Origin of the sequence: Halomonas sp. Mc5H-6, from assembly GCF_024124705.1 — a bacterium.
GTDB classification, from domain to species: Bacteria; Pseudomonadota; Gammaproteobacteria; order Pseudomonadales; family Halomonadaceae; genus Vreelandella; species Vreelandella subterranea.
Genome location: NZ_JAMXSI010000013.1, coordinates 57,333 through 73,825, shown reverse-complemented (window position 1 = coordinate 73,825; position 16,493 = coordinate 57,333). Strand labels below are relative to the sequence as shown.

Annotated in this window: 17 protein-coding genes; 10 read left to right on the top strand and 7 right to left on the bottom strand. The window is 57.5% G+C overall.

Annotated features, from left to right (window positions below):
* The 4 genes from NH395_RS15645 (at position 1) to NH395_RS15630 (ending at position 4,030) form a co-directional block, all read left to right on the top strand.
* Complete coding sequence (locus NH395_RS15645) at positions 1-1,200, top strand: O-succinylhomoserine sulfhydrylase (RefSeq protein WP_253026171.1); 1,200 nt, start codon at positions 1-3, stop codon at positions 1,198-1,200.
* Positions 1,201-1,390: 190 nt separating this feature from the next.
* Complete coding sequence (locus tag NH395_RS15640) at positions 1,391-1,936, top strand: cytochrome b (protein ID WP_066315292.1); 546 nt, start codon at positions 1,391-1,393, stop codon at positions 1,934-1,936.
* Positions 1,937-2,015: 79 nt separating this feature from the next.
* Positions 2,016-2,600, top strand: coding sequence for a YceI family protein (locus NH395_RS15635; protein WP_253026169.1), 585 nt, complete (start codon positions 2,016-2,018; stop codon positions 2,598-2,600).
* A gap of 140 nt (positions 2,601-2,740) precedes the next feature.
* Positions 2,741-4,030, top strand: coding sequence for an MATE family efflux transporter (locus tag NH395_RS15630; protein ID WP_253026225.1), 1,290 nt, complete (start codon positions 2,741-2,743; stop codon positions 4,028-4,030).
* Here the strand turns inward: NH395_RS15630 and NH395_RS15625 are convergent.
* The 4 genes from NH395_RS15625 to NH395_RS15610 all read right to left on the bottom strand — a co-directional run bounded on the left by NH395_RS15625 (position 4,017) and on the right by NH395_RS15610 (position 8,064).
* On the bottom strand, positions 4,017-5,507 hold the full coding sequence (locus tag NH395_RS15625; protein WP_253026167.1) for an NCS2 family permease: 1,491 nt from the start codon (positions 5,505-5,507) through the stop codon (positions 4,017-4,019). The two genes, NH395_RS15630 and NH395_RS15625, sit on opposite strands and share 14 nt — an antisense overlap.
* An 89-nt stretch (positions 5,508-5,596) precedes the next feature.
* Positions 5,597-6,787 (bottom strand): amino acid aminotransferase, encoded by a 1,191-nt coding sequence (locus tag NH395_RS15620; protein ID WP_253026165.1) that lies wholly within the window; start codon positions 6,785-6,787, stop codon positions 5,597-5,599.
* Positions 6,788-7,126 (bottom strand): 4a-hydroxytetrahydrobiopterin dehydratase, encoded by a 339-nt coding sequence (locus NH395_RS15615; RefSeq protein WP_066315311.1) that lies wholly within the window; start codon positions 7,124-7,126, stop codon positions 6,788-6,790.
* Positions 7,127-7,167: 41 nt separating this feature from the next.
* Positions 7,168-8,064 (bottom strand): GGDEF domain-containing protein, encoded by an 897-nt coding sequence (locus NH395_RS15610; RefSeq protein WP_066315320.1) that lies wholly within the window; start codon positions 8,062-8,064, stop codon positions 7,168-7,170.
* A gap of 296 nt (positions 8,065-8,360) precedes the next feature.
* Between NH395_RS15610 and cobA the strand changes: the two genes are divergently transcribed.
* From cobA to dcd, 4 genes are all read left to right on the top strand, one after another.
* A complete protein-coding gene (gene cobA, locus NH395_RS15605; RefSeq protein ID WP_253026163.1) occupies positions 8,361-9,167 on the top strand; it encodes a uroporphyrinogen-III C-methyltransferase in 807 nt (268 codons plus the stop codon).
* Between the two features lie 161 nt (positions 9,168-9,328).
* Positions 9,329-10,447, top strand: a complete 1,119-nt coding sequence (locus tag NH395_RS15600; RefSeq protein ID WP_253026161.1) for a kinesin — start codon at positions 9,329-9,331, stop codon at positions 10,445-10,447.
* Positions 10,448-10,591: 144 nt separating this feature from the next.
* The gene (gene apbC, locus NH395_RS15595) at positions 10,592-11,392 is read left to right on the top strand and encodes an iron-sulfur cluster carrier protein ApbC (RefSeq protein WP_092828835.1); all 801 of its coding nucleotides are present in this window, start codon (positions 10,592-10,594) and stop codon (positions 11,390-11,392) included.
* A gap of 11 nt (positions 11,393-11,403) precedes the next feature.
* Positions 11,404-11,970 carry a dCTP deaminase gene (gene dcd, locus NH395_RS15590; protein ID WP_066315332.1) on the top strand — a complete coding sequence of 189 codons (567 nt, stop codon included), beginning with the start codon at positions 11,404-11,406 and terminating at the stop codon, positions 11,968-11,970.
* Positions 11,971-12,047: 77 nt separating this feature from the next.
* Here the strand turns inward: dcd and purN are convergent, their stop codons facing one another.
* The gene (gene purN, locus NH395_RS15585; protein ID WP_253026159.1) at positions 12,048-12,788 is read right to left on the bottom strand and encodes a phosphoribosylglycinamide formyltransferase; all 741 of its coding nucleotides are present in this window, start codon (positions 12,786-12,788) and stop codon (positions 12,048-12,050) included.
* Positions 12,785-13,858 carry a phosphoribosylformylglycinamidine cyclo-ligase gene (gene purM / locus NH395_RS15580; RefSeq protein ID WP_253026157.1) on the bottom strand — a complete coding sequence of 358 codons (1,074 nt, stop codon included), beginning with the start codon at positions 13,856-13,858 and terminating at the stop codon, positions 12,785-12,787. The genes purN and purM overlap by 4 nt, the downstream gene beginning before the upstream one ends.
* A 196-nt stretch (positions 13,859-14,054) precedes the next feature.
* Here purM and NH395_RS15575 point away from each other — a divergent pair, with 196 nt between their 5' ends.
* Together NH395_RS15575 and hda are read left to right on the top strand one after the other, a co-directional pair.
* Positions 14,055-15,155 (top strand): AI-2E family transporter, encoded by a 1,101-nt coding sequence (locus tag NH395_RS15575; RefSeq protein ID WP_253026155.1) that lies wholly within the window; start codon positions 14,055-14,057, stop codon positions 15,153-15,155.
* On the top strand, positions 15,152-15,856 hold the full coding sequence (gene hda, locus NH395_RS15570) for a DnaA regulatory inactivator Hda (RefSeq protein ID WP_253026153.1): 705 nt from the start codon (positions 15,152-15,154) through the stop codon (positions 15,854-15,856). The genes NH395_RS15575 and hda overlap by 4 nt, the downstream gene beginning before the upstream one ends.
* A gap of 121 nt (positions 15,857-15,977) precedes the next feature.
* Here hda and NH395_RS15565 read toward each other — a convergent pair whose 3' ends face one another.
* Entirely contained in the window at positions 15,978-16,352 is a 375-nt protein-coding gene (locus NH395_RS15565; RefSeq protein ID WP_066315349.1) for a phasin family protein, read from the bottom strand.
* Positions 16,353-16,493: the final 141 nt, after the last annotated feature.

The following is a 16,493-nucleotide window of genomic DNA, read 5'->3' as shown; positions in this document are numbered from 1 at the left end:
ATGCAAGATGACAGCCAGCAAGACGCGTGGTCGCTGGAAACGCTAGCGATTCGGGCGGGACACGAGCGTACCTTTGAGCAGGAACACGCGGAGCCGATTTTTCCCACGTCCAGCTTCGTGTATGACAGCGCCGCTGAAGCAGCGCGCAAGTTTGGTGGTCGCGAGGCTGGCAACGTTTATTCCCGCTTCACCAACCCGACCGTTCATACCTTTGAGCGCCGGTTAGCGGCGCTGGAAGGCGGCGAACGCTGCGTGGCCACCAGTTCGGGAATGTCCGCTATCCTGTCAACGGTGCTGGCGCTGCTATCGGCAGGCGATGAAATCGTCGCTTCGCGTTCATTGTTTGGCTCCACGGTGAGCCTGTTCGATAAATATTTCGGCAAGTTCGGTATTACCACCCGCTATGTGGAGCTCTCCGATTTGGCGGCGTGGGAAGCGGCGATCACCCCCAATACGCGCTTGCTGTTTGCTGAAACGCCGTCGAACCCGCTGTCTGAAGTAGCCGATATCGCTGCGCTGTCAGCGTTGGCTAAACGCCATGATGTCTGGCTCGCGATTGATAACTGCTTCTTAACGCCGGCACTTCAGCAGCCCATCGCACTGGGGGCTGACCTGGTGATTCACTCTGCAACCAAGTACCTCGATGGGCAGGGGCGTGCGGTAGGCGGTGCCGTGGTGGGTAAGCACGACGTGCTGGAAGAGGTGTTCGGGGTCGTACGCACCTGTGGCCCGTGCATGAGTCCGTTCAACGCCTGGATATTTACCAAAGGGTTGGAAACGCTCTCGCTGCGGATGAAGGCTCACTGTGAACAGGCACAAACCCTTGCCGAGTGGCTTTATGCCCACCCGGCGGTTAACAAGGTGTTCTATAGCGGCCTTGTCGACCATCCGCAGCATGAACTCGCCAGGCAGCAGCAGGACGGCTTTGGCGCGGTGCTTGGGTTCGAGGTCCTCTATGGTCAGGAGGGCGCGTGGCAGGTGATTGATGCGACCCGTATGCTGTCGATCACCGGCAACCTGGGAGATGTCAAAACGACGATCACCCATCCCGCCACGACCACGCATGGCCGCTTGAGCGATGAGCAACGAGCGGCTGCCGGTATTTCGCCGGGGCTGGTGCGTGTCGCCGTCGGGCTGGAAAACCAGCGAGACATTCAAAATGATCTCGCCAGAGGGTTGGATGCCTTGCTGGCAGGTTAGTCGCCTGCCAAACGCGATCTGAAACCGGCCCATGGCCGGTTTTTTTAGCCCGTCCTGATTGTGTAAAGGCGTTGTCCAACGTTTTTTACGAATGGTGTGTTCTGCTTTTTTCAGCGGTTTACAATCCATTTTGCCGCTATCATCACTTTCAGATCACGCCTAAGGAAGGCGTCCAAGAAAGGAATATCCGATGTGGGGAAACACGCAGGCTGGCTGGGGCATCATCAGTATTATGTTGCACTGGCTAAGTGCCATCACGATTGTCGGGCTCTTTGCCCTGGGCTGGTGGATGACCGGGTTGGGGTATTATGACCCCTGGTACAATCTGGGCCCCTGGGTACATCGCTCGATTGGCATGCTGCTTTTCGCCGCGACCCTGGCGCGCATCGCCTGGCGGTGGTCGCAGCCTACGCCCCGGGGGCATGGAAGCCGACTTGCCATTCTGATGGCGCACCTGGGCCACGTAATGCTGTATGTCACCCTGCTTGTGGTCATGACCACGGGGTATTTGATCTCCACGGCGGATGGAAGCGGTATTAATGTGTTTGACTGGTTTGTGGTGCCTGCGCTGGTGCATGGTTTGCCCCAACAGTCGGTGATTGCCGGTGACCTGCATTGGTACAGTGCCTGGGCCTTGATGTTGCTGGCTGTGGGGCACTCGCTGGCAGCCTTCAAGCACCACTTCCATGATCGCTACGACACATTACGGCGTATGTTGAAACCCACATCGCGTTGACGTATCAGGCTTTCCCGACGGGATGGCTTCAAGGAGCACCTTTCAAGACGGTGCTTTTCATCGAGAAAGGAGTTGCAGCATGTTGAAGAAAACCTTACTGACCACGGCCGTTGCCGCCGCAGGGCTTGTCACGCTGGGCCAGGCTCAGGCAGCTGATTACACCATCGATACTGAAGGGCAGCACGCCTTTGTTCAGTTCAAGATCAGCCATCTGGGCTATTCCTACATCCTGGGTAGCTTTGAAGATTTCTCGGGTGAGTTTAGCTACGACGCCGATGATCTCGATGCATCATCTGTCGACATGGAAGTCCAGGTAAGCAGCCTGAACAGCAACCATGGCGAACGCGATCGTCACATTTTGAGCAGTGATTTCCTCAACGCAGAAGAATATCCCACGGCTACCTTCACTTCGACAGGTTTTGAGTCGACCGGTGATGATGAAGGTGTGGTGACCGGCGATCTGACCCTGCATGGTCAAACCCAGGAAATTGAAATGCCCGTTACCCTGATGGGCGAAGGCGAAGACCCCTGGGGTGGCTACCGTGCTGGCTTTGAAGGTAGCACCATGATTACGCTGGGTGATTTTGGTATTGATATGAGCGACTTCCCCGAAGCGATGCATGAGCTGGAGCTTTATGTGACCTTCGAAGGTATTCGCCAGTAATTCAGCGCTTCTAAAAGCGCCACCACGCCTTCGGGGGTGGTGGCGTTTTTTGCGTTTATTCAACAGGAGTATAGGTGTTGGCGGCTAGCACTCAGCAAACGGCAGGATTGGGCAAAACCCTGTGGCAGCAAACCTGGCCGATGGCGATTGGGGTATTGTCGCTACTTGGGTTTCAACTGGTTGATAGCGCCTTTATTGCCCGCCTGGGCACGGTACCGCTGGCTGCCCAGTCGTTCACCTTCCCGCTGTCGTTTCTGATCATCGGGATTCAGGTGGGGATGGGAATCGCCATTGCGGCGTTGATATCCCGTGCGCTGGGGGCTGGTGAAAAGGCCCGTGCCAAGCGGTTGAGCAGTCTGGTGCTGATGGCGGGTGGCGCCGTGATTGCTTGTCTAGCTATGCTGCTGTGGGCCTTTCAGATGCCGATATTCAGTTTGTTAGGCGCCGAAAGTAACACCTTTGGGTATTTGCGCAGCTATTGGCCACCGCAGCTTCTGGCAGCCTGGCTGGGGGCGCTGCTCTATTTTGTCTACAGCGTTTTTCGTGCCCATGGCGATACCCGGCTGCCGGGAAAAATGATGGTGATCACCAGTCTGATCAACCTGGTCCTGGATCCTGTGCTGATCTTCGGCATAGGGCCGTGGTCCGGCTGGGGACTGCCGGGAGCTGCCTGGGCGACGGCGATTGCCTTTGGCTGTGGGTTGCTGGCAACCGGGGGCCGTTTGTTGAAACGCGGCTGGGCTTCGCGAGAAGGGCTATGGCAGGAAGGCCGACAGTCTTGGCGGCCTTTCATGGGCATTGCGGCGCCGGCCATGGTGAGTCAGCTTATGCCGCCCCTGGCCGCCATGCTGGCGATTTCGGTGGTGGCTGGCCTGGGTGAGAGCCAAGTCGCTGCCTGGGGCTTGGCAAGCCGCCTGGAAACGCTGTCGTTAATGGTGATCTTAGCCATGACGATGTCGTTGCCGCCCTGGCTGGGTCGTTGTTATGGGGCCGGTGATTGGGACCAGATCCATCGTCTTCTACGCCTGGCACTGGGTGTGGCGGTGGTCTGGCAGTTGACCCTGGGTATATTGCTGGCGCTGGGGGCGCCCTGGCTTGGCATGGCGCTGGCAGGCAACCCGGATGTGCAGCATGAACTGGTGCTGCTGATTCGCTTCCTGCTGCCAAGCTATGCGGCGCTTGGCGTCTGTATGCTGGTGGTGTCCGCGGGCAATGCGTTGGGCTGGCCGCTACGCGCGATGCTGCTGTCTGGCGCACGCTTGTTTGTGTGCTACTTACCCTGCCTGTGGCTCGGTGAGCAATTGGCCGGATGGTGGGGATTGGCCGCCGGAGCGGCCTTGGGTAATGTGCTTGCCGGGTTAGTCGCCTGGCTGCTGCTGAGACGTATTCTGTCCCGTCCTCACCGGCAAGCGGGGGTTAATGCGGGCTAGATGGTGTGGGCTTTTCCTGAAACGCAAAGTAGCCGAACAAAAGTGCCATCGCCAGATAGCCCATGCTGAAACTGGGCGCCGCGTTGATGCCGAGCTCTGACGCGTGCATCAAGCCGACAAACGAGAAAGCCGCTGCGATCAGGGCGAAGATGGCTGCCCGTCGAAACTGATGATCAATCACGGAGACCGTCATGGCGCCCAGGAAAATGGCCATGAACATGGCGCCCTGGCCGGTGGCCACAATGGCGGTGGAAATATCGCTGACGATGTCTTCAGCGCCACGGTTAAAGCGGGTCATCACGTAGTTGGCAAAGTAGGGCAGCATGGCCAGCGCGACCGCGGGGTAGTAACGGCTGTCGTTGGACTGAAACGCCGTGGCGATCATGGAAATGCCCACAAAGACCAGGATAGGAGCGACCACCGAGACGGGGATGATCGCCGAAATCATGGCGATTAACCCGAACATGGTGGCGATGGCGTAAACGGCTCCGTTCAGCAGGCTATAGCCACGCCCGGCCCCCATCCACTTCGCCCCAACGGTGGCAATATACACCGTGGTGGGGAAGACGCCGCCAAACAGGGCGCCCAGCATGGTGCCTACCCCATCGACCGCCTGGCATTCACGTACGTCGTACTTGTCGCCGGCGGCTTCCATGGCCTCGACGTTGTTCATGGTTTCAATGGCGTTATACAGCGTAATCGGCAACACCACGGTCAGAATGGCAAGCATGCCAGTGGCCAGCAGCCCCAGGCCTTCCCACCAGGCCAGGTTGGGCAGCAGCGGGTAAAAACCCAGGTGGGTAAAGGCGTCGCTGAAGCGATCTCCGCCTGCATCACCAATCAAGTAGGCCATGGCGGTGCCCAGGATGATCGCGAATAGCGAGGTGGGGATTTTCAGTGGCATGCTGACCCGGGCAAGCAAGCCGACAATGATGATGGCCAGTACCAGCAAGCCAATCACCGGCATTTCCAGCGTTTTGAACAACATTTCGCCAGCAATAAAGGTCAGCGCCACCCCGGCAACGGCACCGAGCATGGCAGCTCGCGGAAGATGATATTGTACCCAGCGGCCGATCAGGCTGATGGCGGCTTCAATGGCGCCGCTGATAAAGCAGGCGGCCACTGCCACCTGCCAGGCGAGGGTGACATCTCCCGTCAGCTCCTTGGCGGGCAGCAAGACGCCGAACAGGAAGACGAACATGACCGGCGTGGAAATGCCGTAGGACAAGGCGGTCACATCCGTGCGCTGCTCTTTGCGGGCTAGCCGTGAGGCGCTCCAGGCGTAATAGAAATTGCCGACCATCACGGCAACCGCCGCCCCGGGCAGCACTTGTCCATAGACGATGGAGGCAGGAAAACCCATGCCAAGCATGGTGATGGCAATGATGACAAAGTTCGCAATGTTGTTCTGGAACAAAGCGAAGAATGCGTCGGTGTCTTCTTTCTTGTACCACGGGTAGTGATGTTGCGTCGCCATGACTGCCTCTGGTTAATGGGGTGTCGGTGAGGGGCTAAACAAAAATGCCCAGGCAAGCCTGGGCATGGAAACGCACTCTGCCTGCGTGTTTAGTCGTTAACCGCGGCAATCGCCTTCGCCAGGTAAGGCAGGTTTTCCTGGGAGAAACCGGCCACGTTGGCGCGGCCTGAGCGCACCATATAGATACCGAACTCGTCGCGCAGTCGGTCGACCTGTTCCGGCGTCAGGCCGGTATAGGAGAACATGCCGCGCTGCTCGGCAACACACGCATACTTCTCATCCAGCCCGTAGGGTTTCAGGGCTTCGACGAAATCACGACGCAGGGTGTTGATGCGGTCGCGCATTTCGGTCAACTCCTCGCGCCACATGACGGACAGTTCCGCGTCATGCAGAATCTCGCTGACAATGGCACCGCCGTGGGCGGGCGGGTTGGAGTAGTTTTCCCGCGCGACAATGGCGACCTGTGAGCGGATGTTTTCCATCTGCTCGGCATCTTTGGCCACCATGATCAGGCAGCCGGTGCGCTCGCAGTAAATGCCGAAGTTTTTCGAGCACGAGCTGGTGATGATCACCTCGTCCAGCTGCTCGGCAAACAGCCGAACACCGTAGGCATCTTCATCCAGGCCTTCCCCGAACCCTTGATAGGCAAAGTCGATGAGCGGCAGTAACTGGCGCTCTTTAACCACCTCGAGCACTTGCTGCCACTGGGACTTGGAAAGGTCGAACCCGGTAGGGTTGTGGCAGCAGGCGTGAAGTACGACCACATCGCCTTCGGGGATCTTCTTCAACGCCCCCAGCATGCCGTCAAAGTCGAGGCGGTTATCGGGGTCGACATAGGGGTACTTGTGCAACTCGATACCCGCGGCGGTAAAGATGCCATGGTGATTCGGCCAGGTCGGGTCGCTGACCCAAATGCCCCGGTCGGGCAGTTGGGTGGCAATGAAATCGGCCGCTAGACGCAGTGCCCCAGTGCCCCCGGGCGACTGGGTGGCGCTGGCACGATTGGCTTCCAGTACGGGTGAATTGGCACCCAGTACCATTGGCAGCACAACGCCCCCGTAGGCGGGAGCGCCGTGTGAACCAATATAGGTTTTGGTGGTTTCATTGCTGAGCAAGCGAGCTTCGGCCTCTTTGACCGCACGCATTACCGGCGTATTGCCGTGCGCATCGCGGTAAACGCCAACGCCTAAGTCGACTTTCTGAGGATTGGTGTCTTTTTTGAAAGCTTCGATTAGCCCAAGAATGGCGTCTCCGGGGACTCGCTCAATATGCTCAAACATTTATTCGGCTACCTCGTCGGTTCTAGCGGCAAGAATGAAATCATTTTGGTGCAGACCATCAATCGCGTGGCTCCACCAGGTGACCGTGGTTTTCCCGTACTCGGTGGTGATCACGGGGTGATGGCCCGCCTGTTCGGCCAGTTCGCCCACGCGCTGTGTGAACGCCAGCGCATTGGCAAAATCACGAAACGTAAAGCTGCGTGACAGCTTCATAATGCCATCGTGATCGACAATTCGCCACTCGGGTAGGGTCTTTAGCTGGCTTTCGCACTCGCTGCGCGTCATGGGGCGTGCGTCGCCGCTGCAGGGTTCACACTGTTGTTGGGCCAGTGAGGTCATTTGACTACCTCCTTAATAAGGATGATGAATGTCTTGCACTATCAGGATAGAAGGCAGACGCAGTCACGACCAACATCTTTGGCACTATAAAGCGCCTGATCCGCGCGCTCGATCAGGCTCGCGATGGGTTCGCCACAGCGATACTCGGCAACGCCGATGCTCAGCGTGACCTTGCCGACGCCGATGCCGAAATCATGTTCGGCAATTTGATGGCGTAATCGGTCTGCCAACTGATGGCATTGCTTGACCGGGGTAAGCGGCAAGAGGGCCATGAATTCTTCACCCCCCAGTCGGGCAATCATGTCTTCACTGCGCAGTAGCGATTGCGCCAGGGTGGCCAGCCGTTTCAGGACGTCATCGCCCTGGAGATGCCCCCATCGGTCATTGATATGTTTAAAGTGGTCGATGTCGAGCATCATGATGGATAGCGGAGTGCCGTGTCGCGAGCTCAGCGATGCCAGGTGGGTCAACTGGACCATTAGCTTGCGCCGGTTAGGCAGGCTGGTAAGGGGGTCGGTATCGCACAGCTTGCGAAGCCGCTGTTCTTCGCTGACCTGGTCGCTGATATCCATCATGATGCCATGCCAGCGAACGCCATTCGGCATGGGTTCGGGGGTGGCGCTGACGCCTATCCACTTTGCTTTATGCCCGGGTGGCGCAAGGCGGAACCGAGTGGCCAGCGGCAGCATGCCCTGGGCCGAACGTTCAATGGCTGACATCAGTTTCGGATAATCCGCGCCGGTCAACTGCTCGAGCGCCGTATGGGCATCTTCTGCCAGTTGGTCGCGATCAATCGGTGCTGACGTCACCCCGGCGCCTTCCATGAACGGAATGGACATATGGCCATTGTGGTGCCGGAAGAACTGAAAGACGACGCCAGGAATCTGACTGATAAGTTGCTCGGCGTTGAGCGATAAGGGGATATCATTCACGGACATGCGTGAATCTCCGAAGCTGTACCATTGGAAAGCGGTGCCATCAAAAAAACAATCGGCTAGGATAGCCTTAAAAACGTAATTGGAATGTAAGCCATTTCCTACAATTTGATACATTTACATATTTTTTTGCTATATCTAAAAAATCAATGAGACTAAAAAGATATATAATACGTTGGTTTAACGTTGCTAATGGCATATACGAGCGAAAAGCATTACGTTTATGCATATAAAATATTCTTTTTATTCCGATGAGGTGTGTTTTGTCGCACAGCACGTCTATACAAGATGACGCATGCATGCAGGGGCGCGTCAGCCTGGTAGGGGCTGGGCCAGGGGATCCTGAGTTACTGACGCTCAAGGCGTTCAAGCGCTTGCAGCATGCGGATGTGGTGTTGCACGACCGCCTGGTAAGCGACGAGATCCTGGCGCTGCTGCCGTCAAGGGTTCAGCAGTTTTATGTAGGCAAGGCACGTTCGTCGCACAGCGTCCCTCAGGAGGGTATCAACCAGGCCCTGGTGGACTGGGCCAGGGCAGGCAATCGCGTGGTTCGGCTCAAGGGGGGCGACCCGTTTATTTTTGGCCGTGGAGGGGAAGAGCTTGAAACCCTGATAGAGGCGGGTGTCCCCGTGGAGGTGATTCCGGGGATTACGGCAGCGTCGGGCTGTGCAGCCTATGCGGGTATTCCGCTGACCCACCGCGACCATGCTCAATCGGTGCGTTTTGTCACCGGCCATCTCAAAAACGGTGAGTGTGATCTGGACTGGCAGACATTGGCGTGCCCGGGTCAGACGCTGGTGTTTTATATGGGGTTGGGGAGTGTCGAGGTGATCTGCAAAGCGTTGATCACTCACGGTATGGCCGACGATACGCCGCTGGCGCTGATTGAGCAGGGCACGACACAGCAGCAACAAACGCATATTGGCAGCTTGCGCGCCCTGCCTGATACTTTCTATACCGGTTACATAAAGCCGCCGACCTTGTTGATTGTCGGTCATGTGGTGTCATTGAACGCACAGCTGGCATGGTTCGACGTGGATCAGACCGATGCCAAGGGGTTTCGACAAGGTAAGCACCCAACGCCACCCGCCGGTTCTGGCGACTAGCGTTAAACTGTCAACGCTAGCGTCTTGTCCTCAGAGTGGCTAGATACTCTAAGCTGTGTATGCTGGTAGCTAGCAGGCTGATAGTTATCACTGTCTGCTGCCCAATGCGCAGCCAACACCGGTACGCGTAACGCGCAGCGAATACCAAAGGGAGAGGCGACATGTCAGACGAGCAGCAAACCGATCAAAAGCCGACCGACAGCAAGCCGGATATGAAGACACTGTTTCGTGATAATCGCGTGAAGGGGATCGCGGGTATCGCCGCAATAGCCGTGATCTGGGCGATCATGGCGCAGTCAAACGTCGGCACCAGCCGGGACCGTGTCGCGGCGCTGGAAGAGCAGGTGGCAAACGTTGAGGAAGAAAACACATCGCTGACCCAGCAACTCAACGAAGTTGACGATGCCGAAGCGAATCTATCGGCGTTGCAGGAGGAAATGGGGGCGCTTGAAAACCAGCAGTCCGAAGAGCAGCAGGCCCTGGAAAACCTCCAGCAGCAAGTGAGTGATACGCGTTCTGAGCTTGAGTCATTGCAAGAAGAGCGCGACTCGCTGCAAACCAGCGTTGACGAACTGAACCAGCAGGTAAGCGACGCAGAAAGCGAGCTGGAAACCCTGCGCGCAGAGCGTGATCAGGTTCAGCAGGCCAGCGAGGAAGCTGATCAGGCGCGCCAGGAAGCCGAAGAGGCTCGTCAGAGCGCTGAAAATGCGCGCCAAGAGGCAGAAGAAGCCCGGCAGGAAGCGGCCAACGAACGCCAGCAGGCGGTTGAAGAGCGTGACGCCGCCAGAGAAACGCTGGATGACGTCAACAGCCAGATTGAGCAGGCGAATGAGCGCTTGTCCAGCCTTCAAGACGACATCGCCAACGCTGAAGCTGAGCGCGATGAGGTTCAGCAGGCCCGTGACAGCGTTGCCAGCGAGCGCGATGCGTTGCAAGAAGAGGTCGATTCGCTGAAAGCGCTGCGCGAGGAGGAAGAGAGTAGTCTGAACGATGTGCGCAGCGAGATGGAAGATATCATGGTCGCCATCGAAATGGGCCGCGAGGAACTGGCCAAGATTGAAGATCAGGTGTCTACCCGTGAAGAGCAACTGGAGCGCTTGGAAACCCAGTTGAATGAATGGCGTGACGAGCTATCCACGCTGGATTCGCGTACCGGTAATGCGGCCAATGATGCCGGTGAAAGCGCCAATCAAGGGGGCGGCGATGACGATACTAGCCAGAGTGGTGACGAGCCATCGTCTGACAGCGAAAGCGACAACCAGGAAGACGAAGCCAGCTAGGCATTGTTGACCAGCGTCGTAGCCTGGATGAGCGGGTGCTGATACGTCAGCACCCGTTCTTTTTGGTGCCGGTTTATGATTTGGCCCGCGAGGAGTATGATTCTTGCACTTATTGATTCAATGCCAGACGAGGAGTCTGTCTAAATGGAAGGCGTAAAACATATCATCGCTGTGGCCTCGGGTAAGGGGGGCGTCGGCAAGTCTACGGTTACCGTGAACCTGGCGCTGGCGTTATCTGCCCAAGGCTATCGTGTGGGGGTTCTGGATGCGGATATCTATGGCCCCAGTCAGGCGCAAATGCTAGGGGTCGCCGAGGGCGTGCGGCCGCAGGCGGCGGGTGACGATAAATTCCTGCCGCTTGAGGCCCATGGGCTGCAAGCCATGTCGATGGCGTTCATGGTCAATACCCGGGAAGCCATGGTCTGGCGTGGGCCCATGGTGGTGGGCGCTTTCCAGCAGATGCTCAATCAAACCCAGTGGGATAATCTGGATTTTCTGCTTATCGACATGCCACCCGGCACTGGCGACATCCAGTTGACCCTGGCCCAGAAAGTCGCCGTTTCCGGGGCTGTGATCGTGACCACGCCGCAAGATATCGCCCTGCTGGATGCGCGGAAAGGCATCGAGATGTTCCGCAAGGTGAATGTGCCTGTACTGGGTGTGGTGGAAAACATGAGCCTTTACCACTGCGAAAAGTGCGGCCATGAAGCCCCGATATTCGGTGCTGGCGGCGGCGACCGTATTGCCGAGGAATATGACACCGAGGTGTTGGGTCGTTTGCCATTGACCCTGTCCATTCGTGAGCTGACCGACTCAGGTCGGCCAAGCGTCGTTTCGGAGCCGGAAGGGTCGGTCAGCCAGACGTTTGCCGCAATTGCCACGCGGGTGGCGCAAAGTGTTGATGGCCAGAATAAAGAAAGTCCCACTATTTCCTTCAGCGAGTGACGACGTAACTAATGAGCATCAAGTCCGATAAATGGATCCGGCGCATGGCAGAAAGCGATGCCATGATTGAGCCTTTTGAAGCGGGCCAGGTCCGTTACATTAACGACCAGCGCGTTATTTCCTACGGCACATCCAGCTATGGCTATGATGTCCGTTGCTCGGATGAATTCAAGGTCTTTACCAATATTCATTCGGCGATCGTGGACCCTAAAGCGTTTGATGATAAAAGCTTTGTCGACGTCAAAGGCGATGTCTGCATTATTCCGCCCAATTCCTTTGCGCTGGCGCGGACGGTGGAGTATTTCCGTATTCCGCGCAATGTGTTGACGATATGCCTGGGTAAATCCACCTATGCTCGTTGTGGGATCATCGTCAATGTCACTCCCCTGGAACCGGAGTGGGAAGGGCACGTCACCCTGGAGTTCTCGAACACGACCAATCTGCCGGCCAAAATCTATGCGCACGAGGGTGTCGCGCAGATGCTGTTCCTGGAATCCGACGAAGTGTGCGAGACCTCCTACAAGGATCGTGGCGGCAAGTACATGGGCCAGCGCGGCGTGACGTTACCGCGTACCTGAATGATGCCTGTCTGCCAAGCAAAAAAGCCGAGCGGTGTTGGCCGCTCGGCTTTTTTGTACGATGGCGTAGGGCCTGCCTAGACGGACTCGGACTCGTCGAGCTCTTCGGCAGCGTCGGCGTGGGACAGTCGCATGCCATGGAGGGGCAAGAGGTGGCCGTCCATGGTGGCGCCGTCACCGCTGTATTGAAGGCGCCCCTGTAAAAACCACTGTACGGCGATGGGCAGGATCAGGTGCTCACGGGCCTGGACTTTCTGCTTCAGCGATTCAACGTCATCGTCAGAGGTGACGTTGAGTTCGGCCTGTAAGACCACCGGCCCGCCATCCAGCTCCTCGGTAACGAAATGAACGCTGCAGCCATGCTGCTTGGCCTCGTCCGCGAGGGCGCGAGCGTGGGTGTTGAGACCCTGGTAAGCCGGTAACAGCGAGGGGTGGATGTTCAGCATCCGGCCCAGAAAGCGCTGCACAAAGCGGGGTGTCAAAATACGCATGAAACCCGCCAGCACGATGAGGTCGGGCTCATGGCGTTCGATCACCTTGATCAGTGCCCCGTCGTAAGCCTCACGACTGTCGTATTCCCGGTGCGGCAGTGCAACGGCATCAATACCGGCGTCACGGGCGCGCTTGAGGCCATAGGCATCGGCTTCGTTGGATATAACGGCCACAATCTCGCCGCCCAAACGGTCGTGTGACTGTGCCTCGATAAGCGCTTGCAGGTTGCTGCCACTGCCGGAAATCAACACGACCACACGAGGCGGCGTAGTGGGCTCGGGGGTCATGTCCGTTAAGGTGTCGCTGTTGTAGTCGGTGCTGCTCATGCCGGTAAATTCTCCAACACCACGGCATCCTGCTGGCGTGGTTTAATCTGTCCCAGTCGATAGACGGTTTCGCCTTGGGCTTCGAGGTGGCGAATTGCCTGGCTGGCCTCGGCTTCAGGGACGACGACGACCATACCGATACCGCAGTTCAGAACCCGGTACATTTCGGTGTCGGTGACATTTCCCTGGGTTTGAAGCCAGTCGAATACCGCTGGTCGCGTCCACGCCTGGGTGTCGATGCGTGCTGCGAGCGAGTCGGGGAGCACGCGGGGAATGTTCTCGAGCAGCCCGCCACCAGTGATGTGGGAAAGCGCATGAACCGATAGGTCTGTGTCTCGTAGCAGGGAAAGCAGCGCCTTGACATAAATGCGCGTCGGCGCCATCAGGGCATCGCCCAGCGCAACACCGTCGACCTCGGTATCCAGTGGCGCATTGCTGTGCTCGATAATCTTGCGAATCAGCGAGTAGCCGTTTGAGTGAGGCCCGGAGGAGGCCAGGCCGAGTAAAACGTCGCCTTCCGCTACGCGGCTGCCATCGAGGATCTCGCTTTTCTCGACCACGCCAACGCAGAATCCGGCCAGGTCGTAGTCGTCACCTTCGTACATGCCGGGCATTTCGGCGGTCTCGCCACCGACAAGCGCGCAGCCTGCCTGTTCACAGCCGGCACCGATACCGGTGACCACGTCCGCCGCGATATCGACATTTAATTTACCCGTGGCATAGTAGTCGAGGAACAACAAAGGCTCGGCACCGGCAACGATAAGATCGTTGACGCACATGGCCACCAGGTCAATGCCGATGGTGTCGTGTTTGCCGAGCGTCATGGCGAGACGCAGCTTGGTACCCACGCCGTCGGTGCCGGAGACCAGTACCGGCTGTTGATACCCTTGAGGTAGCTCGCAAAGCGCGCCGAATCCGCCGAGCCCGCCCATGACTTCCGGGCGCGTCGTGCGCTTGGCAACGTGCTTGATGCGATCTACCAGCGCATTGCCAGCATCGATGTCAACGCCTGCGTCTTTATAACTGAGTGACGGTCCCGATGAGGCGTGCGAAGAAGAGGTGTCGGTCATGACAGGTCCTATGGAGCAAAGTACGGTGCGATAGTGACTGGCGTACGCCGCCAGAGCCGGGCAATGATTGAACGGGATTGTAACACCCGGTGGCAAGGCTCGCATCGGCTGGCGTATGACGTTAACAAAAGCAGGCGGTTTTTCTTTATATCCGGCATAGTAGGCTATCGTGACAGTGGCCATCTAAAGGAGTTATATGCGCAATTCATGGTGGGGGATCCTGTTATTAGTCCTGGTGTTCGGACTGCTGTATTTACTGGATGCCGTTTTAATGCCGTTTATTGCCGGTATCATCCTGGCCTATCTGGCGGACCCGCTGGCCAATCACTTCCAGCGCTGGGGGATGAATCGTGCGGTGGCCGTCAGCAGCGTTTTCTGTGTGCTGCTGTTGGTGCTGGTTGTTAGCCTGCTGATCATCATCCCCCTCGTGATTCAGCAGTTGAAGCAGTTAAGTGACGCCGTGCCGGGTATCTTTGCCTGGGGGGAAAATACCCTGGCGCCGCAGGTGTTCGAATGGACCGGTTACGATCTGCGTTCTGAACTGGTCAATGTGCGCGAGACGCTGGTCGAGAACTGGCGCGATGCCGGTGGTTATCTGGCCCAGGCACTCGGGCAGATAGGCCGCTCCGGGATGGCCTTCGTGTCTTGGATCACCTACGTGGCGCTGATCCCTGTCGTGACGTTTTACCTGCTGCTGGACTGGGATCGCCTTATCACCAATATTGGCAACCTGATCCCTCGCCAGTGGGCGGATGATGTTAGCCGCCTGGTGAGCCGCTGTGATGAAGTGCTGGCGTCGTTCCTGCGTGGCCAGCTGCTGGTCATGCTTTGCCTGGGCATTATCTATGCAAGCGGGTTGACCCTGATCGGGCTGGACTTTGGCTTGTTGATCGGGGTGGTTTCCGGCCTGGTGAGCATCGTGCCGTTTCTTGGCTTTATCCTGGGGCTGTGCGTAGCGCTGATTGTCGCGCTTTTCCAGTTTGGTACTTGGTGGGGACTTCTGGGTGTTGTCGCCGTGTTTACGATTGGCCAGGTGGCGGAAAGCGTGGTGTTACAACCCAAGCTGTTAGGCGACAAGATAGGCCTTCACCCGGTCGCGGTTATTTTTGCAGTGCTGGCGGGTGGGAACTTGTTCGGCCTGACGGGGGTGTTGCTTGCCTTGCCCGCCGCGGCGGTCATCATGGTGCTGCTGCGCGAGGCCAGGGACCGTTACATCAACAGTGATCTGTATAACGCCGATGACGATCACAACGCCCACGAGATGCCCGCGATCGGCGATGATAGGGAGTCTTCATGAGTCAGGTGCCGGCGCAGCTTCCCCTCGGGGTGGGTTTGCGCGACGACGCTACGTTTCATAACTATTACGCTGGGGAGGTCAATGCGGCGTTGCTTGACCGCCTGCAGCAGCAGTGGGCGCAAACCGGCGAGGATTTCATTTATTTATGGGGCCTGCCGGGTTCAGGGCGCAGCCATTTATTGCAGGCTGCCTGTCATGCCGCTTCCGATCGAGACAAGCGGGCCCTTTACCTGCCGTTGGCCGAGCTAGGTCATTTTCCACCCTTGATGCTGGAAGATATCGAGCGGCTCGACCTGGTCTGTATCGATGATCTGGAGCAGGTGATAGGCCGAAAGCGCTGGGAGGAAGCGCTTTTTCATGCTTTCAATCGCCTGCGCGATGCCGGCAAGCATCTCGTGATTGCCGCCAATGCGCCGCCTCGCCAATTGAAAGTGGTATTACCCGACCTGGCCTCGCGGCTGACCTGGGGGACGGTGTTCCACCTGCATCCGCTCAATGACGATGACCGTCTGGCGGCACTAAAGTTAAGGGCCCATGCCCGCGGGATGCAATTGCCCGACGATGTAGGCCGCTATATTCTGCATCGCGGGCCGCGTGAACTTGGCGCGCTTTGCCGAGCGCTGGAAACGCTGGATCAAGCCTCGCTTTCCGCCCAGCGTAAATTGACCATCCCGTTTGTGAAATCCGCACTGGGCTGGTAATGCTGGTCGGGTAATAAGGCCAGGGCAATAAAAAAGCCACCAGCGGTGGCTGGCGGCTCGTCAAATATCGTCTACCTTTATGCGCATGACGCTCGGTCATGCAAGCGACCCGTTATGCCAATCAGGCCGTTTTACCCATCTTGCTGGCAGCCGTTTGCGCCTGCTTGATGTTGTCTTCGGTAATCTTCTGGCTTTTCTGAACGAAGTCCTGCTGTAGAGAAACAACGTTATCCGCATCGCTTTTGAGGCGTTCTGCCACTTCTTTAGCCACTTTCTGCTGATTTTCCATGTAGCTGCGAAGTTCTTCGGCGTCTTTGACGCTCATCAGCTTGCGTGCCTGGGCAAGGCTGGTATCGACATAGGCTTTCTGCGCATCAAGCTGCGCATTGAAAAGCTTTTCTGTCATGTCGACACTCAGCGCGGCATAAGCGCGTGCGGGAGCCATGAAGAAGTTGTCGAACTGCTGTGTCCACTCGTTGGTGTTGAAAGTGCTCATGATCAAATCTCCTGATTTAGCGGTGCTAACGCATCTAAATGAAAGGGGTAGCATCGCTGGACGAGACATCGTCCTGTGGTGCTTTTCCCTTGTGTCATGCGCTGCAGCATAGCAGGCACTTTTGTGCAGTGCAACATGCGT